The sequence below is a fragment of the Azospirillum argentinense genome, assembly GCF_000632475.1.
GTDB lineage: Bacteria > Pseudomonadota > Alphaproteobacteria > Azospirillales > Azospirillaceae > Azospirillum > Azospirillum baldaniorum.
The window spans coordinates 462249-486033 of sequence record NZ_CP007793.1; the positions used below are offsets into that span (position 1 = coordinate 462249).

The following is a 23785-nucleotide window of genomic DNA, read 5'->3' on the forward strand; positions in this document are numbered from 1 at the left end:
GTGTTTGCCCGCTTGGCTCCGCCCACTCATCCCCAGGGCGTGTCGTGGTGGCGCCGCCGCCGCGACCGCTGGAGGAGCTGGCGTTCGGTGCAGCGCTTCATGTGTTCCGGCACCTCCGAGGCCTCGCCGATGATGGGACCGCTCAGATAGGCGGCGCCCGCGGCCTCCGCCGCCTCCAGCTGCACCGGGTTTCGGACGCCATCTACGTAGGCGAACATGCCGAACTTGCGCGGTCCGGGGCAGAAGGTCTGGACCCGCTCCAGGATGTGCGGCTCGTCCTCCCGCCCGTCCAGCCGCAGACCGACCCCCTTGACGCCGGCGGTGGCGTAGACCGACAGGTCGCCCGCGTCGTCGTGCAGGATGACCATGGCGGCGCGGGCGAAGGGGCGCAGCATCGCCACGATCTCCGCCAGCCGCCCATAGGGAACGCCGGCCGGCAGCCCGTCCAGCTCGAAGGCCAGGAAGGGCATCAGCACGCGCGGGATCATCCGGCATGCCTGGATGTATTCCCGCCGCCGCCGGCTGGAGGCGAGCGTGCCGAAATGGACGGGGATGGTCTGGGCGTAACGGAATTTGTTGGCGTACAGCTCGTTGTAGGTGCTGACCGCGAGGCTCAGCGTCTCCATGTCGAGGTCGAAGACCGCCTCCTCGCGCTCCGGGTCGAAGGAGTCCATCAGGTTCAGATAGCGGGCCGTGTCCGCGTCGGTGCGGCAGCAGTAGGTCGACACCACCTTGTGCTTCACGTCGAAGACCGGACGGAACAGCACCTTGGGCCGGCTCTGCGGCGTGATGGTGTCCGCCGGCATCTCGGTCCAGTGCGGGTGCCGCGCCTCCGCCGCCGGAATGGCCGCCGGAAGGACGCCGTCCGCCGGCGGGGGGAAGGCCGCCGCGGCGCCTTCCGGCTTGTGGACGGCGTCCTTGAGCAGGTCGGCCAGCCGCGCGGTGTCCAGGGCGACCCCGCCGCCGACATCGACCACCGCGGTCTTGACGGTGATGCGCCGCGTGTCGGCGTGGCCCAGCAGCGCCTGGTGCAGGCTTTCCATCACCTTGCTGCAGGTCAGCTGCGCCGCTTTCCGGTCGGCCTGGGCGAAGACGATGATGTAGTGGTTCTCGCCATAGCGGAACCAGACGTCGCGCGGCGACAGAACCTTCTTGAGCATGCGCTCGGTGTAGACGTGCACCCGCTCGTTCACGCTTCCCCAGCGGTCGCCCAGCTCATTCCGGATCTCGTCGAGACCGATCAGGTGGACCGACCCCGCGGTAACCGTCTGGTTGTGCGTCAGGATCTGTCGGGCGCGCTCCTTGAAGGACTCGTCGATCGATTGTCCGGGGGTGGGGGGCGAGGACGACATGGCACCGTCATCCTGTTGCGGGATGGTGCCGTCCGGACCGGAGGGGTGATGCATGACCATGGCCGAGCGTCCCTTTCCGGTTGTGGGGGAGCGCGAGCCCAACGGCAGGGCCGCCGTCTGGACCGGGTACGGGCATCAATGGAATGACCGTATGAATAGGATGGTCCTTTCGCACTTGCTAATGCGTTAACGAAGCCGTCCAGGCGGCGCCTCCTGACGTCCTATGCGGAAAGGGACGTGCCTTGGCCGGACCTCTGTCTATGCGGATTCGCGCCGTGCCTTGACCCTGGCTCGCATGAGCATCTGCCGCTCGGTGCAGCGCCGCATGTGTTCGGGAACGTCGGAATCCTTGCCGACCACGGCCCCGCCGACATAGGCCGCTCCGGCCTCGATCGCGGCCTGGAACTGCTCGACGTTCCGGATGCCGTCCAGGTAGGCGAACAGGCCATGCTTGCGCGGGATGGGGCAGAAGGCGTTGATCTTGTCGATGCAGCGCTGATCGCCGTCCCGGAAATCCATAGCCAGTCCCACGCCCTTGACGCCGGCGTTGGCGTAGGTCGCGATGTCGGAGTTCTCCTCCCGCAGGATGACGATGGCGGCGCGGCCGAAGGGACGCAGCATGGTGACCATCTCGGCCAGCCGGCCGTTGGGAATGCCCTGCGGCAATCCTTCCAGCTCGAAGGCCAGGAAGGGGATCAGGCAATTGGGGATCATCCGGCAGGACTGGAGATATTCCCGCCGCCGCCGCACCGAGGCGAGGGTCTCGAAATGGACGGGGATGGTCTGGGCGTAACGGAATTTGTTCTGGTACAGCTCGTTGTAGGTGCGGACGGCATGGCACAGGGTTTCCATGTCGTAATCGAAGATGGCCTCCTCCTGCATGACATCGTCCGCGGTGATCTGGTTGATGTGCCGGCAGGTGTGGAGATCCGGCCGGCAGGTGTAGGTGGAGATCACCTTGTTGCGCACGTCGTAGACGGGGCGGAAGAGCACCTTGGGCCGCGGCGGCGGCTCGCCGTTGCCGAGCGCGAAATCCGTCAGCGATGGCCGCTGCCGCTCTTCGGACCGTTCTTCGGGGCGCCCCGCGCGCTGTGGCTTGGCGGATGGTCGCTCCGAAGGGCTGGCCGCGTGGAGCAGCAGGTCGTCCAGCCGTGCGCTGCCGACCGCGACACTGCCGTCGATTTCCACCAGCGCGGTCTTGACGATGATCTGGCTGGTGTCGCTGTGCCCCAGCAAGGACTGATGAAGGTCTTCGACGATCTTCCCGCAGATCAGCTGGGCCGCCTGGATGTCCGCGTGGGCGAACACGATGATGAATTGGGCCTCGCCATGCCGGAACCACACGTCGTGAGGGGAAAGCATCTTTTCGAGCAGGCGGGTGGTGTAGATGTGGACCCGCTCCTTCACCCGTTCCCAGCGATTGCCGAGCTGGTTCCGGATGTCCTCCAGACCGATCAGATGCACCGCCCCGGCGGTGATGAGCCGTCCGCTGAACAGGATTTCCTTGGCGCGATCCCGGAAAGCCGCGTCGTTCAGATGGCAGGAGGATTGGCAATCCGCCGCCTTGGCGGCGCCGTCGCAGTGACAAGGAGGGTCGATGCCGGTCCGGTCCGCGTGGTCGTCCTGGGCGCTGGGCGGCGGTTGGACTGCGTTCACGGCAATGTCTCCCTCGCAACCGGCGGAGGCCGCGGTGCCGGCTCTATGCCTGCTTTCTGGATGTTCGTTTTGCTAACAAGGGTGTTGCAAGGGGAATTTCCGAAGCGTTAACAGCCTGACGTTTTTCCGCCCGGCTGGAGATCGCCGCCGGTTGGCCGCCGCCGTTGACCAATGGCGAGGAGGGGATTATGCCGGGGCGGCCGGTGAGCATGGGAAAGGGCAGGGACATGACGGCAAGGAACGCGGTGGTGCTGGTCAGCGGCGGGCTGGACTCCACGACGGTGCTGGCGATCGCCCGGGAGCAGGGCTACCGGCTGAACGCGCTCAGCTTCCGCTACGGGCAGCGCCATGCGGTGGAGCTGGAAGCGGCCAAGCGGGTTGCCGCGGCCATGGCGGTGGACCGCCACGTCATCGCCGACATCGATCTGCGGGCCTTCGGCGGCTCCGCCCTGACCGACGCCATCGACGTGCCCAAGCACGCCAGCGCGGCGGACCTGGGGACGGGCATCCCGGTGACCTACGTCCCGGCGCGCAACACGGTGTTCCTGTCCTTCGCGCTGGCCTGGGCGGAAACGCTGGAGGCATCGGACATCTTCATCGGCGTGAACGCGCTGGACTATTCCGGCTATCCGGACTGCCGGCCCGAATACATCGCCGCCTTCGAGACCATGGCGAACCTCGCCACCAAGGCGGGGGTGGAGGGCGCCAGCCGGTTCAAGATCCACGCCCCGCTGATGACGCTCGACAAGGCGGGCATCATCCGCCGCGGGCTGGAACTCGGGGTGGATTACGGCCTGACCCACTCCTGCTACGACCCGGCGCCGGACGGCGCGGCCTGCGGGTCCTGCGACAGCTGCCTGCTGCGGCTGAAGGGCTTTGCCGAGGCCGGGCTGGCCGATCCGGTGGCCTACGGGGGCGGGGCCTGATGCGCGGCGCCAACCCGGTCCGCCCGCAGGAGGGGGGCGACGGCCAAAGCCTGTGGATACAGGAGGTCTTCTACACCCTTCAGGGCGAAGGCCCCTTCGTCGGGGAGCCCAGCGTCTTCGTGCGGACCGGCGGCTGCAACCTGCGCTGCCACTGGTGCGACACCGACTTCGAAAGCTCGCCCTGGCGCCCGCCCCTGGACGAGCTGCTGGCCCGCATCGGGGAACTGCGCCCCGCGGTCTGCGACCTGATCGTGCTGACCGGCGGGGAGCCGCTGCGCCAGAATGTCGTCCCGCTGATCCGCGCCCTGCTGGAGCGGGGCCTGCGCGTGCAGATCGAGACGAACGGCACGCTGTGGCTGGACGGCATGCCGGACGACCCGCGGCTGACCATCGTGTGCAGCCCGAAGACGCCCGGCCTGCACCCGGACCTCGTGCCGCGGGTGTCGGTCTACAAATACGTGCTGGCGGCGGGGGAGAGCGATCCTGGCGACGGGCTGCCCACCCTGTCCACCCAGTTGCCGGGGCAGGGCGCCCGGCTGTTCCGCCCGCCGCCCGGCGCCGCCGTCACGGTGATGCCGCGCGACGACGGCGATGCGGAGCGGAACCTCGCCAACCGGCAGGCCTGCACCGCCGTGGCGCTGGCCCACGGTTACCGGATGAGCGTCCAGCTTCACAAGCTGCTGGGGATTGCCTGAAGCCTGAAGCCTGAAGACGGTGCCCGTTACAGGTCGTTGATGCTCATATCCCCGCGCAGCCACCAGGGCGCGCCCGGCAGGCCGAGGTAGCCGGCGTCCAGGTGATGCTCCGGCACGCCGCGGAAGATCACCGTGTTGGTCGGCGTCTCCTCGATCTCCACCTCGACGCAGCGCAAGGGCGAGGTCTCCGTGGCGAACAGCGCGTTGGCCTTGGCCATCATGCAGGCGGCCAGCGCCTCCGTCGTCGGGTCGCCGGGGGTGATCAGCAGCATGGGCAGCTTTTCCGGCTCGTGCTCCCGGAAATAGCCGATCAGCGGGTCGCGGTGGGACAGCTGGAGCGCATGGTCGACATGCCCGTCGATCCAGCGGTGCCAGGTCGCCTTGGCCCGCGCGAAGGACTCCACCATGTTCGCCGCCCCGTCGAGCGGTGCGGGGTCCACGGCCTCCAGCTTCACCGAAACGGTCTCGTTGTGGCCGTGCGGCACGGCGCATTTGACGGAATCGCCGGCGATCAGGCGATGGGCCATGCTGAAGCGCCGCCGGAACAGCAGCGTGAACTCGTTCGTGGTCATAAACTGAACCTAGCCGTTCCTCAATGCGCTGGGAACAGGCCCTTGGGCCTGATCGCCAGAACCACCGCCATCAGCACGTAGATCGCCATGGAGGCAAGCGCGGCCCCGGCGGCGCTGGCGTTGGCGGCGTCCATCACCAGACGGAAGGCGGCGGGCAGCAGGGCGCGGCCCAGCGTGTCCACCATGCCGACCAGCAGGGCGCCGGCCAGTGCCCCGCGGATCGAGCCGATACCGCCGATGACGATGACCACGAAGGTCAGGATGAGGATCTGCTCGCCCATGCCGACCTGAACGGCCAGCACCGGCCCGGCCATGGCGCCGGCCAGCCCGGCCAGCCCGCAGCCCAGCGCGAAGACCAGCCCGAACAGCAGCCGGACGTCCACTCCCAGCGCCATCACCATCTCGCGGTTGGTGGCGCCGGCACGGATCAGCATGCCGACCCGCGTGCGGGCGATCAGCAGCCACAGGAACACCGCCACGGCGATGCCCACGGCGAGGATCGCCAGCCGGAAGGCCGGGTATTTCAGCCCGAACAGGTCCACCGTCCCGGCCAGCGCCGCCGGCGGGTTCAGGAAGATGGGGACCGGGCCGAAGACGATCTTCACCAGCTCGTTGAAGAACAGGATCAGCCCGAAGGTCGCCAGCACCTGATCCAGGTGGTCGCGGCGGTAGAGCGTGCGCAGCGCCACCGCCTCCACCACCAGCCCGAGCAGCGCCGTCAGCAGCACCGCCGCCGCCAGCGCCAGCGGGAAGCTGTCCAGCACCGGCACCAGCGCCGCCGTCAGGTAGGCGCCGACCATGTAGAAGGTGCCGTGGGCGAGGTTGATGAGGTCCATGATGCCGAAGACGAGCGTCAGCCCGGCGGCCATCAGGAACAGCATCACGCCGAGCTGAAGCCCGTTCAGACCCTGTTCGACGAGGAGGAGCGCGTCCATTCTCCGGCGTCCTGGCTGCGCCTCACTTCATCGGGCAGTCTTTGACGTAGGCGTCGGCGTGGTTGGTGAAGACCGTGGCGACGGTCTTGTTGGTCACCGCACCGTCGGCCCCCTTCACCACCTCGCGCAGGTAGATGTTGTGGATCGGGTAGTGGTTGGTGTTGAAGGCCACCTCGCCGCGCAGGCTCTGCAGCTTGGCCGACGCCAGCGCGGCGCGCAGCTTGTCCTTGTCCTTCAGGTTGCCGCCGACCGCCTTCACCGCGCTGTCGATCAGCAGCGCCGTGTCGTAGCCCTGGGCGGCGTACATGGATGGGATGCGCCCGTACTTGGCCTTGAAGTCGGCGACGAACGTCTTGTTGGCGGCGTTGTCGAGGTCCGGGCTCCACTGCGCCGAGTTCTTGACGCCCAGCGCGGACTCGCCGACCGCCGCCAGGATGTCCTGGTCGAAGGAGAAGCCGGGGCCGAACAGCGGGACGGCGCCCTTCAGCCCGGCCTGCTCGTACTGCTTGATGAAGTTGATGCCCATGCCGCCGGGGTAGAAGACGTAGACGGCGTCCGGCGCCGCGGCCTTGAGCTGCGCCAGCTCCGCCGCGTAGTCGAGCTGCCCGACCTGGGTGTAGACCTCGCCGGCGACCTCGCCCTTGTAGTAGCGCTTGAAGCCGGCCAGACCGTCCTTGCCCGCCGGGTAGTTGGGGGCCATCAGATAGACCTTCTTGAAGCCCTCGTCCTGGACATGCTTGCCCACGGCCTCGTGGATCTGGTCGTTCTGGTAGGCGGCGTTGAAGAAGTACGGGTTGCACTGCGCGCCCGCCAGCTGCGACGGGCCGGCGTTCGGGCTGATGAAGAAGGTCTGCCCGCCGGCCAGCGTCGGCAGCATCGCCAGCGCGAGATTCGACCAGACCACGCCGGTCACCACCTGCACGCGGTCGCGCTCGACCATGCGGTTGGCGAGGCCGACGGCGACGTCGGGCTTCTGCTGGTCGTCCGCCTCGATGACCTGGGTGTCCTGCCCGCCCAGCTTGCCGCCCGCATGCTCGACCGCCAGCGCGAAGCCGTCGCGGATGTCGATGCCCAGCCCCGCGCCGGGGCCGGACAGGGTGGTGATCATGCCGATCTTCAGCGTGTCCGCCGCCGCCGGGGTGGCGAGCAGGGCCAGCGCGGAGGCCAGCGTAAGCAGGTTGCGGGTCATGACGGTCCAGCCTCCAGAGGTATTATGATTGATTTATGGGCAGCGCGAATGTCAGGCGGCCCGCATCCGTTCGTCCGCCCGCTTGTCCGCCCAGGCGCGCGCCGTGGACGGGCGGCCCTCGGCGTCGATCAGGCCGCGGGTGAAGAGTTCCTCGACGTGGCGGATGAAGAAGGCGGCGGTGCTCTCCCGCTCCCAGCGCTCCATCCAGTTCTGCTCCAGGAAGGCGAGGATCGCCGGCTGGCCCAGTTCGGCCTCCCACAGCACGCCGAGCAGGGAGGTCTGCTGCTCCTCGTGCATGCAGTCCTCGAAGGTCAGCTTCTGCTGGCTGCGCGCCTCCTTGCGCAGCGTCGTCTCCGGCCCCGGCCCCAGGCCGAAGTCGTAGAGCGGACGGCGCTCGGGCGCGGCGACCAGCCAGTGGGCGACCTCATGAACGATGACCGTCGATTCCACATCGGTGCGGATCACCTCGCCGTCCCACATGAAGGAGGCGTTCGGCGGCTCGTCCAGCGTGCCGATGCCATGGGCGTGGGCCAGCCGCACCGCTTCGGCGCGCTGCTCCGGCGTGTCAACGCCGCCGGGCACCGGCCATGTGGCGGCGATGCGCCGGAAGGCGGCGAGGGGCAGGGGCTTGCCGGCCAGCAGGCGCTCGAAGGTCGCCAGGGCCTCCGGCATCGTCTCGGCCGGGATCGGGGTCAGGATCATGATGGGAAAAGCAGTCCGGGGTGCGCAATGACCCCTATTTGCCCAACAGGGCCGGGGCGGCGCAAGAAAAACCCCTCCTCCATCGCCATCGGATGGAGGAGGGGTGAAGACGAAACCGTCAGGCGGCCCGCATGTCGGTCAGGAAGCGGGAGACGAAGCCGCGCAGCCCTTCCGCCTCGCCGCTCAGCCCGTCGGCGGCGTCGAGCACCTGACGGGAGGCGTCGCCGGTGGCTTCCGCCGCCTGGGTCACCCCGGCGATGTTGCCCGACACCTCCTGCGTGCCGCGGGCGGCCTGCTGGACGTTGCGGCTGATCTCCTGGGTGGCCGCACCCTGCTCCTCGACCGCGGCGGCGATGGTGGTGGAGATGTGGCTGATCTCGCCGATCACGCGGCCGATCTCGGCGATGGCCCCGGCGGCCTCGCGGCTGACCTGCTGGATGCCGGCGATCTGGCCGGAGATGTCCTCAGTCGCCTTGGCGGTCTGGTTGGCGAGGCTCTTGACCTCCGACGCGACGACGGCGAAGCCCTTGCCGGCCTCGCCGGCCCGGGCGGCCTCGATGGTGGCGTTCAGCGCCAGCAGGTTGGTCTGGCTGGCGATGTCGTTGATGAGCTGCACCACCTCGCCGATGCGCTGGGCGGCGTCGACCAGACCGCGCACGGTGGCGTCGGTCCGCTCGGCGGTGCTGACCGCCTGCCCGGCGATGCTGTTGCTCTGGGCGACCTGCCGGCTGATCTCCTGGATCGAGCTGGTCAGCTCCTCCGCGGCGGCGGCGACGGTCTCCACGTTGGCGGTCGCCTGGGTGGAGGCGGCGGCGACGGCGCTGGCCTGCCGGGTGGTCTGCTCGGCGGTGGCCGACATGCCCTGGGCCGTGCTGTTGAGCTGGGTGGCGGCGGAGGAGACGCGGGACAGCACCTCCATCACCATGCGGTCGAACTCGCGGGTCAGGGAGTCGATGCGCTCCGACCGTTCGCGGCGGGTCGCATGCTCGGCGGCCTGCTCGGCGGCCATGCGGTCGGCCTCGATCAGGCTGTGCTTGAAGACTTCGACGGCCTTGGCCATGCCGCCGATCTCGTCGCCGCGGTCGAGGCCGGGCACGTCCACCCGGCGGTCGCCGCCGGCCAGACGGGTCATGGTGTCGGTCATCGAGACGATGGGCCGCGACAGGCCGCGCCCGATCAGCAGGGCGGAGATCAGCCCGAGCAGCACGGCGACCACGGCGGCGGCGGTGGTCACGGTGCGGGCGCGGTCGATGTTCTCCGCCGCGGTGGTGCCGAGCGCCGCCTGCTGGCGGGCGCTGGCGTCGCGGAGCTGCTCGACCCGCGCGTTGACGGTCGGGCCGAGCGTCTCCAGCACCTGCGAGACCAGCTCGTCCCGCTTGGTGGTGGCGACGACCGCCTTCTCGAACTGGGTGGCGAAGACGCGCTGGTAGGCCAGGAAGGACGAGGCGCCGCGGCGGCGCTCCAGCTCGGTCAGCTTGGCGAGCATCGCGTTGCCGCGCTCGCGGGCGTTCTGCAATTCCTTGCGGAAGCTGTCGGCGCTCTCCGCCGAGCCGTCGGTCAGAAAGCGGTTGACGGCGTTGCGGGCGGCCAGGAAATGGCGGGACGCCATGCCCGCCTGATAGGCGGCCTCGGTGTCGCCGTCGGCGTAGGCGCTGTCCATGACGCCGCTGAGCGCCTTCTCCATCTTGGCCCCGAGGTCCACAAGCTCCGCCGCCGCCTCGTTGCGGGTCGCCTGGAACTCCATGATGCGGGTGAAGGCCTCGCGGTACTGGCCCAGCTCGTTGTCCATCTGGGTCACCGTGCGGTTCAGCGTCGGCTCGGTGAACAGGGTCTTGGCCTCGTCGATCCGCCCGTCCAGGTCGGCGGCCAGCGAGTCCACCGCGTGGGCGGCCTCTTCGCTGCCGGTCAGCAGGAAGGTCTTGGCCTGAAGCTGGACCTCCAGCATCGTCGCCTGGATGCGGCCGACCTCGGTGGTCTGGCGCGCCAGGGTCTGGTAGGTCGCGAAGCCGTGCTTGGCGTCCATCAGGGCATAGACCCCGATGCCGCCGATGGCGACCAGGAAAAGGAGAACCCCGGCGTTCGCCGCCGTGATCTTGGTGCCGACCCGAAGATGGTTGAACAGGCTCATGGTCGGGAAAACTCCGGATGAGGCTGAATGGTTTAGATACAAAACATGGCAGTGTCCGCTTACCAATTCATTAAGTGTGCCAACTGGTTTCCGGTCCCCGAAAACGGGCATGGGGCCCCTCCACGCACGCTTGGGGATGCCCTTATCCTTCCGGGTTCTGGCGGTTCCGCGGGGCCTTGGAATATTTGTCGGGACCGTGGCGTTAGCCCACCAGCGACGGACCGTTCCGGCGCCGGTTCCAGCGGCGTGCTGGTCACGGCTTAGGCCGTGGATGGTCACAATAGAGGCGTTTTGCTCATCCACATGTATCGTGCTATATGCCAAAGGGCGAAGCGCCCCGCCGGGGACGCCTGCCAGGACCCTTCCGACCCGGCTCGTGATCATCTGACCCAACGGCCGGCCATGTCCCTGACCGACGCGCCCACGACCGACGCGCCCACTCTGGCGGCTTCCGCCAACACCGCCCCCACACCCGCCCCCATCACCGGTGACGCCGCTTCCGCCCCGAAGCCGTCGCGCTCCGCCCGCACGAAGCGGGGGCGCCTGTCGGTGGTGATCCCCTTCTACAACGAAGGCCCCAACATCGCGGCGCTGTTCGAGCGGCTGGTGCCCGTGCTCGACCGGCTGGACGCCGAGTGGGAGGTGGTCTGCGTCAACGACGGCAGCCGCGACGACACGCTCGACCGCCTGCTGGACGTCCATGACGCCGACGCGCGGGTCAAGGTGGTCGACCTGTCGCGCAACTTCGGCAAGGAGCTGGCCCTGTCGGCCGGCCTGCGCCACACCACCGGCGACGCCGTGGTGCCGATGGACGCCGACTTGCAGCACCCGCCGGAATTGCTGCCGCAGTTCCTCGCCAAATGGCGCGAGGGCTACGACGTGGTCGTCGCCGTGCGCCACGCGCGGGTGGGACAGAGCCTGAAGCACCGGGTGTTCGCCCGCGCCTTCTACTGGATCTTCGACAACCTGTCGGAGGTCAAGCTGCCGCGCGAGGTCGGCGACTTCCGGCTGATGGACCGCCGGGTGGTCGACGTCATCAACCGCATGCCGGAACGCACGCGCTTCATGAAGGGCATCTTCGCCTGGGTCGGTTTCCGTCAGGCCAGCATCCCCTATCAGCAGGGGGAGCGCGCCGGCGGCGACACCAAATGGGGCTTCCTGAAGCTGCTCAGCCTGTCCTTCGACGGGCTGACCGCCTTCTCCACCTTCCCGCTGCGGGTGTGGAGTCTGGTGGGCATGGCGATCTCCGGCTTCGCCTTCGTCTACATCCTGCTGCGCCTGCTGCGCACCCTGATCTACGGCATCGACGTGCCCGGCTATGAATCGCTGCTGGCCGCGGTGCTGTTCATGGGTGGCATCCAGCTCGTCACGCTGGGGGTCATCGGCGACTATCTGGGCCGCGTGTTCAACGAGGTGAAGGGACGCCCCCTTTACATCGTCCGCTCCGCGCACGGTTTCGAGGATGAGGCCGCGGTTCCGGCATCCAATCCAGCGGCCAATCCGGGGGCCAACGCAGGCGCTTGGCGCCGGCCCGGAAGCGAGGACCGCCCTTCATGAGCCTGATGCCGCCGCTCGGCCTGAATCCCCTCGGGGCGGCGCCCCCGGCGGGCGCGCTGTCGCAACGCCGCGCCGGTGCCCTGTGGGACGACATGGCGCGCGCGCTTCTGCTGTGCCTGATCATCCTCGCCGCGCTGACCTTCCGGAACTACGGGATCAGCACCGACGAGGAGGTGCAGCACATCTACGGCAAGAAGCTGCTGTCCTTCTACCTGTCCGGCTTCACCGACCGGTCGGCCTTCCATTTCAAGGATCTGTACCTGTATGGCGGGCTGTTCGATCTGGTGACCGCCCTGGTGGTCCCGATCTCGCCGTTCGAGGAGTACGAGACGCGCCACCTGCTGTGCGCGCTGGTCGGGGTGCTGGGCATCGCCGGCTGCTGGCGCTACGCGCGGCTGCTGGCCGGGCCGCGGGCGGGCTTCCTGGCGGCGGCGCTGCTGGCGCTGTCCGGCGTCTATTACGGCGCCATGTTCAACAACACCAAGGACGTTCCCTTCGCCGCGGGCATGGTGTGGACGCTCTATTTCGCCACCCGCATCATCGGCCAGATGCCGGCCCCGCGCCGCAGCGCCGTGCTGAAGTTCGGGCTGGCGCTGGGCCTGACCCTGTCGATCCGGGTGGGCGGGGTGCTGGCCGGCTTCTACCTCGCGGTGGCGCTGGCGCTCTATGTGGTGCTGGTGGCGTGGCAGGGTGGGCTGCGGCCGGCCTTCGGCGTCGTCCGGCGCTCCGTGCCGCCCCTGCTGCCGGCCATTCCGTTGGCCTACGGGGTGATGGCGCTGTTCTGGCCCTGGGCGGTGCAGAAGCCGCTGAACCCGCTGGAGGCGCTGCGCGTCGTCTCGCACTTCCCCATCGACATCCAGACGCTGTTCATGGGGCAGATGGTCAGCTCCGCCGCCCCGCCGGCGCTCTATCTGCCGGTTTATCTGGGGGTGAAGCTGCCGGAGGCGGTGCTGCTGGGCACCCTGGCCGCGGTGGTGCTGGCCGCCCTGTGGGTGGTGCGCGGCGGCTGGCGGAACGTGGACGGCGCCTTCGGCGCGGTGCGCTGGGTGCCGCTGGCGCTGGCGGCGTTCCTGCCGGTGATCCTGTTCATGCTGATGCGCCCGTCCGTCTACAACGGCATCCGCCATTTCCTGTTCGTGGCGCCGCCGATGGCGGTGCTGGCCGGCATCGCCTTCGACCGGCTGTGGAGCGGGGCCGAGGCGCTGGGCCGGCGTACGGGGCAGGCGTACGGGGCGGCGGCCATCGCGGTGGCCGTGCTGTACGCGTGGCAGCTCGGCGCCATGCACCCGAACCAGTACGTCTACTACAACCAGTTCGCCGGCGGGCTGAAGGGCGCCGAGGGCCGGTTCGAGCTGGATTACTGGGGCAACTCCCAGCACGAGGCGCTGGCCGAGCTGGTCGCCCTGGTGGAGCGTGAGAACGGCGGCAAGGCCCCGCCGCGCCAGTACACCCTGTCGGTCTGTGGCAACACGCTGGCCGTCCGCTTCGAGCTGCCGCCCTGGCTGAAGCTGGTCAACGGCACCGGTCTGGATTGGCGCAAGGCCGATTTCTTCATGGCCTTCACCCAGGTCAAGCAGTGCCCCAGCCTGCTGGGCGGCCAGCCGATCATCGAGATCGCTGCCGATGACGTGCCGCTGACCATCGTGAAGGACCGCCGCCCGCCGCTGGCGGAGATACCGACCGAATAAAATCCGGCCGAGTAGCCTGCCTCTCAGCGGTCTAACCCGCCCGGCATGGCCTGCTCCGTTGGCGTGATGTCCGTCCGCGGGCGTACCGGCGGGCGGGACCGCTTCCCACTCTTCCTTCAGCGCGCCCATTCCGCGCGCCGATGACGGAGGGTGGGGATGCGGGGGCCGGTGCTCGGTGTCGTGTCATTTCTTGCGCTCACCGTCTGGGCGACGGCCCCGGCCCCGGCGGACGCGGTGCCCCCGGACCGTCTTCGGGAGGCGGTGACGGCGTTGGCCGATCGCCGTCTTGAGGAGGCGGGGGCGGGCAGCATCGTCGTCGGGGTGATCCGCGACGGGCGCAGCCTCGTCGTCGGGCGCGGCGACAGCGGGCGGCCCGACGGCGGCCCGCCGGACGGGCGGACCCTGTTCCAGATCGCCTCCCTGACCAAGCCCTTCACCGGCACCATTCTGGCGGAGCTGATCCGCGCCGGGCGGGTCGCCCCGACCGACCCGTTGGCCCGCCATCTGCCCAAACCGGTCCACGCCCCGGACTTCGACGGCACGCCGATCCGCCTGCTCGACCTTGCCACCCACACGGCGGGGCTGCCCAACGTGCCGGAGACTCCGCGCTTCTCGTGGAGCCGGCTGGAGGACCCGCGCAACCCCTACAAGCCGCTGACGCGGGAGGAGGTGGGATCGTGGCTGTCCGGCTTCAGCCTGACGGTGCCGCCGGGCACACGCTTCCGCTACTCCAACGTCGGCATGGCGGTGCTGGGGGAGGCGCTGTCCACCGCGTCGGGCATTCCCTACGAGACGCTGTTGAAGCGGGTGGTCACCGACCGCTTCGGCATGACCGACACCACGCTGGCACCCACGGCCGGGCAGCGTGCCCGCAAGGCGGTGGGCCACGCCCGCGGGCAGGTGGTCCCCGATTGGGAGGCGCCGGCCATGCAGCCCTCCTTCGGCCTCTACTCCACCGCCGACGACCTGCTGCGCTGGCTGCGCGCCAACATGGGCGACTGCACCGGCCTGGGAAAGGCCGCCTGCGACGACGAGACCGCCGCGACGCTGGCGCTCGCCCAGTCGGTGCAGGTGGACGGGCGGGCGCTGCGCGATCCGGGGGCGCTGGGGCAGGGGGCGATGGCGCTGGGCTGGTTCGTCGCCTGGGCGGCGGACGGCACGCCGATCCTCTGGCATTCCGGTTCCACCGGCGGCTTCAACGCCTACATCGCCTTCTCACGCGCCCACCGCTGGGCCGCGGTGGCCCTGACCAACAGCGACCCCGAGCGGATCACCGCCGACCGGGTGGTGGGCGATCTGATCTGGCAGCTGGAGAGGGCGGCGGAGCGCCGCTGAACGCGCGAGGGGAAAGAGGGGCCGGGCTCAGTGCAGCAGGCCGCCGGGCGGCAGGCGGTCGGGCGGCGTCAGGATCTGTGAGGCGGGTTCGGCGACCGGTCCGGCCTGGTGGTGGGCCAGCCGCCACTCGCCGTCCTCGCGCGCGAACAGGTTGGTCGCGACCAGAACGGCGTCTCCCACGATCTCTTCGCAAAGGACGACCGCGGTGTCGCCGTACAGGCTGACGCGTTCGTTGCGCGCCTGCACCGCCGGGCCGCGGGGGGAACGCAGCACGTCCTGCCAGCTCGACACCACCGCTTCCCGGCCGAACAGAATGGTCCAGCCGGGATGGATGCAGGACACGGGCAGGCGGGAGGCCCACAGCCGGTCCATGGCGGGAAAGTCACGCCCGGTGAAGGCTTGGTAGAAAGCCCGGTTCGCGGCCAGAATGGCGTTGCGGTCGGTCGTGGGGCGGTCGGTCATGGGGAAGCGAATCTCCGAAACAGCGAAAGCCGCTTCTATACAGGGAGCCGGCTCGACGGCAAGCGCCGGCCCCCATTATCACAGATCGCACCCCTTTTGCGGGCACTCCTTCCGGGAAAACGGCCCGCTCTTCCTCACGCCGTGATGTCGACCTTCTGGGCCGTGTCCGCCGTAGCGCCGCTCTTGGCGCTGCTGCTGCCGTCGGTCAAGCCGGCGATGGGCTGCGACAGGTCGAGGTTCAAGTGCATCACGCCATCGGCGCTCTTGGTCGGGGTCAGGGCGCCGAGGCCGTTCATCCCGCCCTTCGCGGCCATGCCGTTCAGCTTTTCCAGGACGCCCTTGATCTCGTCGTCGCTGAAGCCGTTGGCGCGGACGATCATGCCGGTGGCCTTGCCGGACACCTTGGTCGTGGCGGCGGAGAACATGGCGCTGCCCGAGCCGTCCGCGTTCAGCGTGGCCGCCAGCCCACGGTCCTCGCGGGTGAAATCCAGGGTGGACTTGGCGAAGGAGATGCGGACCGACTTGTCGCCGTCCTGGATGGTCAGTTCCATGCCGCGGGACTCGATGGACCACTGCGAGCGGGCTTCCTGCATGCTCATGCCCATCTGGCTGAAATCCATGGACTTCAGCTTGTCCTTCATGGCGCTGCCGAAATCGCCGACGGCGCCCTTCACGTCGTCGTCCGACATCCCCAGCCCGCCGAGCAGGCTGCCGAGGTCGCCGGCCATGTTGTCGATGGCCTTCTCGAACAGGCCGGAGAGGCCCTTGGACTGCTCCAGCGCCTTCTGCATGATCTGCTCGGCCTGCTTGGCCCGGTCGGCCATCGCCTGGGCGCCGGTCTTGCCGCCGCTGGCCGCGTCGCCCGCCGCACCGGCGTTCGCGCCATCGGCACCCGCCGCGGGCTTCTTGCCCGACAGGTTGTCGAGCAGGTTTTCCATCGACTGGCTGATCGTGTAGGCCGGGCTGGCGCTTTTCGCGGGAGTCGCGGCGTCGGCGGTGGTGGCGGCAGCGGTGGTTGCGGCCTTGGCGCCGTCCGCGGCCTTGCTCTCGGTTGCCTTCTTGGCGTTGTTCGCCTGTTGCAGGACCGTACTGGTCGTCCCTGTCGGTCCGGACATTTCCGAGTAATACATCGCCGCCTCCCGCGCGTGATCGTTTCGCCGTTAGGGTATGATCGTACCGGAGTCCTTTACCACAGGTTAATTCGTCGCAGGGCTCCTGCAACGCCCGGTCGAAACTCTTCGGTTTCGAAGGATTTTATCAGTTTTTGCTTGCGGAGTCCTCCACGGGCGCGAGGGGCTGGGTGGCCGGACCGTTCAGAACCGTCCCATCCACCGCGAAGCGGGAGCCGTGGCAGGGGCAGTCCCAGCTCCGCTCGCCGGGATTCCAGCGCACCACGCATTTCAGATGAGGGCAGATGGCGGAGCGGCGGTGCAGCACCCCCGACTCGTCGCGGAAAACGGCGACGGGCCAGACGCCCGATTTCAGGACCGCGCCCTGTCCGGGCTCGATGCGGTCCTCGCCCTCCAACTCCGGCCCCTGGACGTAGGGCAGGAAGTGGCGGGCCACGTCCAGGTTCTCCCGCAGATAGGTGCCGAGCTTGTTGGTCATCTTGCGGCCGGGATCGTACAGCGCGGCCCACGGGCTGCCGCTGCCGTGGATCAGCTCGCACAGGACCAGCCCGGCGATGGTGCCGTGGGTCATGCCCATGCCGCTGTCGCCGGTCGCGACGAAGACCCGCCCGCCATAGGCCGGGTCGGGGCCGATGAAGGCCAGCCCGTCGAAGGGCTCCATCACCTGCCCGGACCAGCGGTGCTCGACCGCCCCGGCCTGGGGGAAATGCGCGCGCGTCCAGGCCTCCAGCGCGGCCCAGCGCTCGGCCATGTCGCGGGCCTCGCCGGTCTTGTGGTCCTCGCCGCCGACGATCAGCCGGTCGTGGTCGGCCTCCGGCTGGAGCCGCGCATAATGATAGGCGTCGAGCGTGTCCCAATAGAGGGCGTCGGGCACGCTGCCCTTCGGCACCCGCAGGGAGATGGCGTAGGTGCGGTAGGGCGCCTGCTTGGAATGGATGGCGAAGCGGTCGCTGATCGGGGAGTTGGTGGCGACGACCACCGCATCGGCCTCGACCAGCGCGTGGTCCGGTCCGGCCTCGACGCGCACGCGCTCGCCGTCCTGCCGGATCGTGGAGACATGCGCCCCGGTGGCCAGCGCGCCGCCGCGCGCCAGGAAGGCGCGGGTCAGCCCGGCCAGATAGTCCAGCGCGTGGATGCGCGCCTGCCGGGGGAAGCGCAGGCAGGGGCCGGGATGCCGGATGGGCGGGGCGTCCAACCACTCCACATCGTCCAGTCCGGCACGGCGGGCGGCGTCGCGCTCGCGGTCCAGCCCGGCGGGGTCCTGCCCCGGCGCCAGCATCAGATAGCCGTCGAGCCGGGCGAAGCCGCAGTCGATGTCTTCCTCGCGGGCAATCCGCTCGATGGTGTCGATGGCGGCGCCGTGGCTGTCCGCGGCCATGCAGGCGCCGGACTCGCTGTGCAGCCGTTCGATCTCGGTGAAGCGGTCGTCGATGACGTTGGAGAGATGCGCCGTGGTGCGCCCGGTCTCGCCGCCGCCCGGCGGCCCGTCGTCCAGCAGCAGCACCGACTTGCCGGAGCGCTGAAGCAGATAGGCCGCGGTGACCCCGGCGATGCCGGCCCCGACGACGATCACATCGGGTTGCAGGGCGCCCAGCCCCGCGGCGGTGGGGGCGACCGTCCCGGCGGGCATCGCCGCCCCGCCGCGGTCCATCCAGACGGAGGTCGTGGCACCGGAACTCTGCCCGGACTGTTGCATGACCGGTCATCCTTCTGTTGGCGTCCTGTCCTTCCGGCAACACAGCGTTTGGTGGCGCGGTTCCGCTGCGGCCGTGCGCCGCTTCCGCCCCCGGCCTCCGGCTGTTACGGTGTCGCCGATCCGCCGCTTCACCGGACGACGCCGCCATGACCGACCGCCTTTCCATCGCGCTGGCCCAGATCAACCCGACCGTCGGCGCCATCACCGCCAACATCGACCGCATCCGCAACGCGCGGGCGGAGGCCGCCGCGCGCGGCGCCGACCTGATGGTCTGCCCGGAGCTGGCGGTGACCGGCTACCCGCCGGAGGATCTGGTGCTGAAGCCCTTCTTCCTGGACGTGGTGGAGCGGGCGGTGCGTGAACTCGCCGCCGAGACGGCGGACGGCGGTCCGGCCCTGCTGGTCGGCGCGCCCTGGCGCGACGGCGACAAACGCCACAACGCCGCCCTGCTGCTCGACGGCGGGCGGATCGCGGCGACCCGCTTCAAGGTGGACCTGCCGAACTACGGCGTCTTCGACGAGAAGCGCCTTTTCGACCCCGGCCCGCTGCCCGGCCCGATCAACGTCCGCGGCGTGCGGCTGGGCGTACCGATCTGCGAGGACATGTGGTCCGCCGACGTGATCGAGACGCTGGCGGAGAGCGGGGCGGAGATCCTGGTGGTTCCCAACGGCAGCCCGTTCGAGCTGGGCAAGCACGACCAGCGCGTGCAGCTCGCCGTCCGGCGGGTCACCGACTCCGGCCTGCCGCTGCTCTACGTGAATCAGGTGGGCGGGCAGGACGAGCTGGTCTTCGACGGCTCCAGCTTCGCGCTGGGCGCCGATTGCCGGCTGGCCGCGCAGGCCCCCGCCTTCGCCGAGCATCTGCTGATCACCCGCTGGGAACGCGGCGAGGACGATGTGTGGAGCTGCGCCGACACGGAGTGCGTCGCCCCGCCCGACGAGCTGGAGTCGGTTTACGCGGCGCTGGTGCTGGCCTTGCGCGACTATGTGGCCAAGAACCGTTTCCCCGGCGTGATCCTCGGTCTGTCGGGCGGCATCGATTCGGCGCTGGCGGCGGCCATCGCGGTGGACGCGCTGGGCGCCGAGCGGGTGCATGGCGTGATGATGCCGTCGCCCCACACCGCGCCGGAGAGCCAGGAGGACGCCGCGGAGTCGGCGGAGCTGCTGGGCTGCCGGCTCGACACCGTTTCCATCCTGCCGGCGATGGAGGCGTTCGAGCGGATGCTGCGGCCGGCCTTCGCCGGGCGCGACCCGGACGTGACCGAGGAGAACATCCAGGCGCGCTCCCGCGGCGTCACGTTGATGGCGCTGTCCAACAAGTTCGGCCCGATGGTGCTGTCCACCGGCAACAAGTCGGAGATGTCGGTCGGCTACGCCACGCTCTACGGCGATCTGTGCGGCGGCTTCGCCGTGCTGAAGGACGTCTACAAGACGACGGTCTACGCCCTGGCGCGCTGGCGCAACGCGCATGTGCCGCAGGGCGCGCTCGGCCCGGCCGGCCGCGTCGTGCCGGAGCGGGTGCTGGTCAAGGCTCCGACCGCCGAGCTGAGTCCCGGCCAGACCGACCAGGACACGCTGCCGCCTTACGAGGCGCTGGACGACATCCTGCGCTGCCTGATCGAGGAGGACCTGGGCGTCGCGGAGATCGTCGCCCGTGGCCACGCGCCGGAAGTGGTCAACGCGGTCTGGGGCATGCTGCATGTGGCCGAATACAAGCGCCGTCAGGCGCCTCCCGGCCCGAAGATCACCCGGCGGCAGTTCGGCCGCGAGCGCCGCTACCCGATCACCAACGGGTTCGGCAGCCTCCTGTGAGGGTGGGCTCTTCCTACTCCCCGCCGGTCTTCCGCGCCAGGAAGCCCTGCGCCGGGTTGTAGCCGTAGACCGCGCCGCCCAGGAACAGGGCCAGCGCCAGCACCGTCCAGCCCAGCGCCGGCAGGTTCGCGTCCAGATACAGCGCGAAGCGGATCAGCTCGACCGCTTGGCTGAACGGGTTGACGGTGCACAGAAAATACAGAAGCTCCCCGGCCTCCTGCATCTTCCATAGCGGATAGAGCGCGGTGGACAGGAAGAAGATCGGGAAGATGACGAAGTTCATCACGCCCGCGAAATTCTCCAGCTGGCGGATGGCCGAGGACAGCAGCATCCCCAGCGCCCCCAGCATCAGCCCGCTGACCACCAGGGCCGGCAGCACCGTGAGGTAGCCGAGCGGCGGCGCCTGCACCCCGTAGACCCAGGCGACGGCGAGGAAGGCGTAGACCTGGAGGATCGACACCGCCGTTCCGGCCAGCAGCTTCGCCGTCAGCAGGAACCAGCGGGGCAGGGGGCTGACCAGCAGCATCCGCATGCTGCCCATCTCGCGGTCGTAGACCATCGACAGCGAGCTTTGCATCCCGTTGAACAGCTGCACCATCCCGGCAAGGCCGGGAACGATGTAGACCTCGTAGGGGATGTAGGTTTCGTAGGGCGGGGTGATGGCGATGCCCAGCGCCGCGCGGAAGCCCGCCGCGAAGACGAACAGCCAGAGCAGGGGCCGGACCAGGGCCGACAGGAAGCGCTCCCGCTGGTGGACGAAGCGCAGCACCTCGCGCCCGACGATTCCGCCGAGCGCGCGCGCGTAATGGGCGGGGCCATTGTGGACGGGGGCCGTCACGCCGCCTCCTTTGCGGTGAGCCGGGTGAAGCTCTCGGTCAGCGTGTCCGCCCCGGTCGCGCGGTTCACCTCCGTCACCGGCCCGGCGGCGCGGACCCGGCCGCGATGGATCACCACGACGCGGTCGCCGTCGCCGATCTCGTCGATCAGGTGGGTGGCCCAAAGCACGGCGATGCCGCGCTCCCGGCACAGCGCGTGGACATGCTCGACGATGGCGCGCCGCGCCGGGACGTCCAGCCCGACGGTCGGCTCGTCCAGCACCAGCAGGGCCGGCTCGTGCAGCAGGGCGCGGGCCAGCTCCACCCGGCGGCGGTGGCCGCCGTTCAGCGCCCGCACCGTCTCACCGATGCGCTCCGCCATGCCCAGCCGCTCCAGCGATTCCCGCGCGCGGGCCTCGGCGGTGCGGCGGGGGATGCCGTGCAGGGCCGCGAAATAGAGCAGGTTCTGCCGCACCGTCAGGTCGAGGTCGAGCGTGGGTTGCTGGAACACCACCCCCATGCGGCCGAGCGCCTGGGCCGGCTCCCGCCGCAGGTCGATGCCGCCGATGCGGATGGTGCCGCCCGGCGATTCGAACAGGCGGGTGACCAGGGCGAACAGCGTCGTCTTGCCCGCCCCGTTGGGGCCGAGCAGGGCGGTGAAGGACCCCGCCCCGACCGCCAGCGACACGTCCTTCAGCGCGAAGGTTCCGCGCCCGTAGGCGTAGCTCAGCCCTTCGATCAACAGCGCCGGTTCCGCCATGCCCTTACCCTTCCACCCGCTTAGCCCTTCACCGCGACGCCCCAGGGGTAGCGGCCGACCTTGATCGACTTGACGACCTTCAGGCTGTCCACGTCGATCACCGACACGTCGCCCGACACGCCGTTGGTGGCGTAGAGCCGCTTCTGGTCGGGCGACAGGTCGAGCTGCCAGACGCGGCGGCCGACCAGCAGATAGTCCTTCACCGCGAAGGTCTGGGCGTCCACCACCGCGACATGGTTTGCCGGGCCGAGCGCAACGAAGGCGTAGCGCCCGTCGTCGGTCAGCTTGATGCCCACCGGCTGGATGCGGTCCTGGGGCACGCCCTTGATCTTGAAGCGGATGGTCTGAGCCACCTTGCGGCTGGCCGTGTCGATCACCGACAGGGTGCCGCCGATCTCCGCCGACACCCACAGGCGGCTGCCGTCCTTGCTGAACTGGGCGTAGCGCGGGCGGGCGTCGACCAGCGTGTTGTCAACGACGGCGCGCTTCTCGGTGTCGATCCAATGGACCATGTTCGTCGTCTCCGACGTGTTCACCGCCCATTTGCCGTCGGGGCTGACCGCCATACCCTCCGGCTCAACGCCGACATCCACCTGATAGGCGACCTTGCGGCTGGGCACGTCGACGATGGTGACGACGTTGCTCTCCTCGTTGGCGATGAACAGGTGCTTGCCGTCGGGGTGCAGGGCGAACAGCTCCGGGTCCTCGCCCGAGGGCAGGTTGTGCAGGATCTTCTTGGTCGCGAGGTCCATCACCTGCACCGTGTCGTCGTCGCTGGCGCAGATGTAGAGATGCTTGCCGTCCGCGCTCAGCGTGATGCCGCGGGGGCGCCGCCCGACCTTCACCGTCTCCGTCACCGTCAGGGTCGCGCCGTCGATGATGGACAGGGTGTTGTCCTTCTCGTTCGACACATAGACGGTCTCCGCCAAAGCAGGAACGGCGCAGCCGGCCAGCAGGGCGGCGAGGAGAAGGGAGCGGGCGGTGGTCATCGGGGCGGCGTCCTTATCGGCGGAAGCGGTTGGGGAAGGTCAGCGACGGCAACCCGTTTCGGGCTGGTCGTGGCCCAGCGTGTCGAGTTCGGTCCTGGGGTGCAGGAAGCCGTCCTGCGGCGAGACGGACACCAGCGAGCGGTCGGCGGCGAGAAGCATCGGCTGGCGGAGCTGCCCGTCCCAGCTGCGGAAGGACAGCGGCACGCCCTTGAAGGCGGCCAGCGTGAAATCCGGCCCGCGGATGTAGGCGGCCAGCGCCGCCGGATCGGTGGAGCGGGTGCGGGTCGCCGCCTCGCCCACCGCGCGGATGGCGGCCCAGACGGCGTGGTCGCGGGGCAGCATGGTGCGCTGGACGGCGGCCTTGAAGCGGGACTGGAGCTGTGCGGCCCCCCACGCCTCGTGGGCGCGGTGCCAGTTGGTGGGGACGAGGCCCTGCGTGCCGGCGACCGGGCGCGGCTCCCAGGTGCGGTACAGGACATAATCGCCGAAGTCGCCGATCTCGTCGGCGACGATCACCACGTCGTGGCGCTTGCCCTGGGTGAAGACCGGCATTTCGGCCTGGGCGGTGCGGCGGGCGTCATGGTCCTCGCTCCAGGTCTTCTCCTCGACCACCTCGGCGCCGAAGCGCTTGGCCGCCCGCTTCACCGCGGCGGCGTAGAGCCGGTCCTCGGGCCGGGTGCCGACGATCAGCAGCCACTTCGTCCAGCGCTTGACCGCCAGATACTGGGCCAGCGCGTCGGCCAGCATGGCGCGGTCGGGTGCCGTGTGCAGCAGGTTGGGCGCGCACAGCGCGTTGCGCAGGCTGTCGTCGGTCGAGCCGGCGTTGAACAGCAGCAGATTCGCCGCCTCCGGCAGGCGGGCCAGCGCGCCGGGCGTCTCGCCGGGCAGGTCCAGCACGACGATGCGGTGCCCGGCGGCGGCGAGGTCGCGCAGCGCCTGCGCCGGGTCGCCATCGATGGGGACGGTCACCGCCTCCAACTCGAAGCGCTGCTTGAGGAAGCGACCGGTGGAATTGTTGTCGGCCACGGCGAGATGGGCGCCGGCCAACCCTTCGTCGGCGGGCGGTTCATCGAGGTTGGACAGGGCGGGGGGATGCTCGACCTCCTGCGTCAGGTAGGCGATGCGGACGGTGGAGTTGTCCGCGGGCGTCGCCTCCTGCGAAAAGGCGGCCGGCGAGGCGCAAAGCCCGCCGGCCAGCAAGGCGATCTGCATCAAGGAGGGTAACCAAAGGCTGAAACGCATCGCGGGTTTGCACTCGCCTGGTTTCGGGAGATCAGGGTATCCCCGCCTGGCGGCGTCCCGGAATGCAACTTTGGTACGATTGCGCGGGCGGAAAATTGCGGTTCGGTCCGATCACGGCGGGCTCGACGCACGGTTGCTACCAAAG

Annotated in this window: 20 protein-coding genes; 6 read left to right on the top strand and 14 right to left on the bottom strand. The window is 69.5% G+C overall.

Features of this window, described 5'->3' with window-relative positions:
* Positions 1–26: 26 nt before the first annotated feature.
* Both ABAZ39_RS02210 and ABAZ39_RS02215 read right to left on the bottom strand, forming a co-directional pair.
* A complete protein-coding gene (locus tag ABAZ39_RS02210; protein WP_247881609.1) occupies positions 27–1352 on the bottom strand; it encodes a nucleotidyl cyclase domain-containing protein in 1326 nt (441 codons plus the stop codon).
* Between the two features lie 258 nt (positions 1353–1610).
* Positions 1611–3008, bottom strand: coding sequence for a hypothetical protein (locus ABAZ39_RS02215; protein ID WP_051657754.1), 1398 nt, complete (start codon positions 3006–3008; stop codon positions 1611–1613).
* Between the two features lie 227 nt (positions 3009–3235).
* On the opposite strand from ABAZ39_RS02215, the gene queC reads away from it, so the two are divergent.
* On the top strand, positions 3236–3934 hold the full coding sequence (gene queC, locus ABAZ39_RS02220; RefSeq protein ID WP_038526284.1) for a 7-cyano-7-deazaguanine synthase QueC: 699 nt from the start codon (positions 3236–3238) through the stop codon (positions 3932–3934).
* Entirely contained in the window at positions 3934–4629 is a 696-nt protein-coding gene (locus tag ABAZ39_RS02225) for a 7-carboxy-7-deazaguanine synthase QueE (RefSeq protein WP_038526287.1), read from the top strand. Before queC ends, ABAZ39_RS02225 begins: the two co-directional genes overlap by 1 nt.
* Positions 4630–4655: 26 nt before the next feature.
* Here ABAZ39_RS02225 and ABAZ39_RS02230 read toward each other — a convergent pair whose 3' ends face one another.
* From ABAZ39_RS02230 to ABAZ39_RS02250, 5 genes are all read right to left on the bottom strand, one after another.
* The gene (locus ABAZ39_RS02230) at positions 4656–5201 is read right to left on the bottom strand and encodes a 6-pyruvoyl trahydropterin synthase family protein (protein ID WP_038526290.1); all 546 of its coding nucleotides are present in this window, start codon (positions 5199–5201) and stop codon (positions 4656–4658) included.
* A gap of 20 nt (positions 5202–5221) precedes the next feature.
* Positions 5222–6136 (bottom strand): branched-chain amino acid ABC transporter permease, encoded by a 915-nt coding sequence (locus tag ABAZ39_RS02235; protein ID WP_038526293.1) that lies wholly within the window; start codon positions 6134–6136, stop codon positions 5222–5224.
* A 22-nt stretch (positions 6137–6158) separates the two neighbouring features.
* Positions 6159–7325 carry an ABC transporter substrate-binding protein gene (locus ABAZ39_RS02240; protein ID WP_038526296.1) on the bottom strand — a complete coding sequence of 389 codons (1167 nt, stop codon included), beginning with the start codon at positions 7323–7325 and terminating at the stop codon, positions 6159–6161.
* 51 nt (positions 7326–7376) lie between these two features.
* Positions 7377–8027 (bottom strand): elongation factor P hydroxylase, encoded by a 651-nt coding sequence (locus tag ABAZ39_RS02245; protein WP_038526299.1) that lies wholly within the window; start codon positions 8025–8027, stop codon positions 7377–7379.
* A gap of 118 nt (positions 8028–8145) precedes the next feature.
* Positions 8146–10155: a methyl-accepting chemotaxis protein gene (locus ABAZ39_RS02250; protein ID WP_038526301.1), complete on the bottom strand. Its 2010-nt coding sequence runs from the start codon at positions 10153–10155 to the stop codon at positions 8146–8148.
* A 402-nt stretch (positions 10156–10557) separates the two neighbouring features.
* Between ABAZ39_RS02250 and ABAZ39_RS02255 the strand changes: the two genes are divergently transcribed.
* The 3 genes from ABAZ39_RS02255 (at position 10558) to ABAZ39_RS02265 (ending at position 14735) form a co-directional block, all read left to right on the top strand.
* Positions 10558–11712 (top strand): glycosyltransferase family 2 protein, encoded by a 1155-nt coding sequence (locus ABAZ39_RS02255; RefSeq protein WP_038526304.1) that lies wholly within the window; start codon positions 10558–10560, stop codon positions 11710–11712.
* Complete coding sequence (locus ABAZ39_RS02260; protein WP_051657755.1) at positions 11709–13400, top strand: glycosyltransferase family 39 protein; 1692 nt, start codon at positions 11709–11711, stop codon at positions 13398–13400. The genes ABAZ39_RS02255 and ABAZ39_RS02260 overlap by 4 nt, the downstream gene beginning before the upstream one ends.
* Positions 13401–13580: 180 nt before the next feature.
* Complete coding sequence (locus tag ABAZ39_RS02265; RefSeq protein ID WP_247881610.1) at positions 13581–14735, top strand: serine hydrolase domain-containing protein; 1155 nt, start codon at positions 13581–13583, stop codon at positions 14733–14735.
* A gap of 27 nt (positions 14736–14762) precedes the next feature.
* Here ABAZ39_RS02265 and ABAZ39_RS02270 read toward each other — a convergent pair whose 3' ends face one another.
* The 3 genes from ABAZ39_RS02270 to ABAZ39_RS02280 form a co-directional block, all read right to left on the bottom strand.
* Positions 14763–15197, bottom strand: coding sequence for a nuclear transport factor 2 family protein (locus tag ABAZ39_RS02270; protein ID WP_038526310.1), 435 nt, complete (start codon positions 15195–15197; stop codon positions 14763–14765).
* A gap of 134 nt (positions 15198–15331) precedes the next feature.
* Positions 15332–16327, bottom strand: coding sequence for a hypothetical protein (locus ABAZ39_RS02275; RefSeq protein WP_038526313.1), 996 nt, complete (start codon positions 16325–16327; stop codon positions 15332–15334).
* Positions 16328–16454: 127 nt separating this feature from the next.
* On the bottom strand, positions 16455–18023 hold the full coding sequence (locus ABAZ39_RS02280; RefSeq protein WP_038526316.1) for an FAD-dependent oxidoreductase: 1569 nt from the start codon (positions 18021–18023) through the stop codon (positions 16455–16457).
* A gap of 146 nt (positions 18024–18169) precedes the next feature.
* Between ABAZ39_RS02280 and ABAZ39_RS02285 the strand changes: the two genes are divergently transcribed.
* Positions 18170–19834 carry an NAD+ synthase gene (locus ABAZ39_RS02285; protein ID WP_038526319.1) on the top strand — a complete coding sequence of 555 codons (1665 nt, stop codon included), beginning with the start codon at positions 18170–18172 and terminating at the stop codon, positions 19832–19834.
* A gap of 13 nt (positions 19835–19847) precedes the next feature.
* Here ABAZ39_RS02285 and pedC read toward each other — a convergent pair whose 3' ends face one another.
* From pedC to pedA1, 4 genes are read right to left on the bottom strand one after another with little or no spacing between them, the layout of a single operon-like run.
* Complete coding sequence (pedC, locus tag ABAZ39_RS02290; protein ID WP_038526322.1) at positions 19848–20672, bottom strand: lanthanide ABC transporter permease protein PedC; 825 nt, start codon at positions 20670–20672, stop codon at positions 19848–19850.
* Positions 20669–21409: a lanthanide ABC transporter ATP-binding protein PedB/LutE gene (gene pedB, locus ABAZ39_RS02295; protein ID WP_038526325.1), complete on the bottom strand. Its 741-nt coding sequence runs from the start codon at positions 21407–21409 to the stop codon at positions 20669–20671. The genes pedC and pedB overlap by 4 nt, the downstream gene beginning before the upstream one ends.
* Positions 21410–21429: 20 nt before the next feature.
* A complete protein-coding gene (locus ABAZ39_RS02300) occupies positions 21430–22398 on the bottom strand; it encodes a YVTN family beta-propeller repeat protein (RefSeq protein WP_038526328.1) in 969 nt (322 codons plus the stop codon).
* A gap of 39 nt (positions 22399–22437) precedes the next feature.
* On the bottom strand, positions 22438–23610 hold the full coding sequence (gene pedA1 / locus ABAZ39_RS02305) for a lanthanide ABC transporter ABC transporter substrate-binding protein PedA1 (RefSeq protein WP_081862855.1): 1173 nt from the start codon (positions 23608–23610) through the stop codon (positions 22438–22440).
* Positions 23611–23785: the final 175 nt, after the last annotated feature.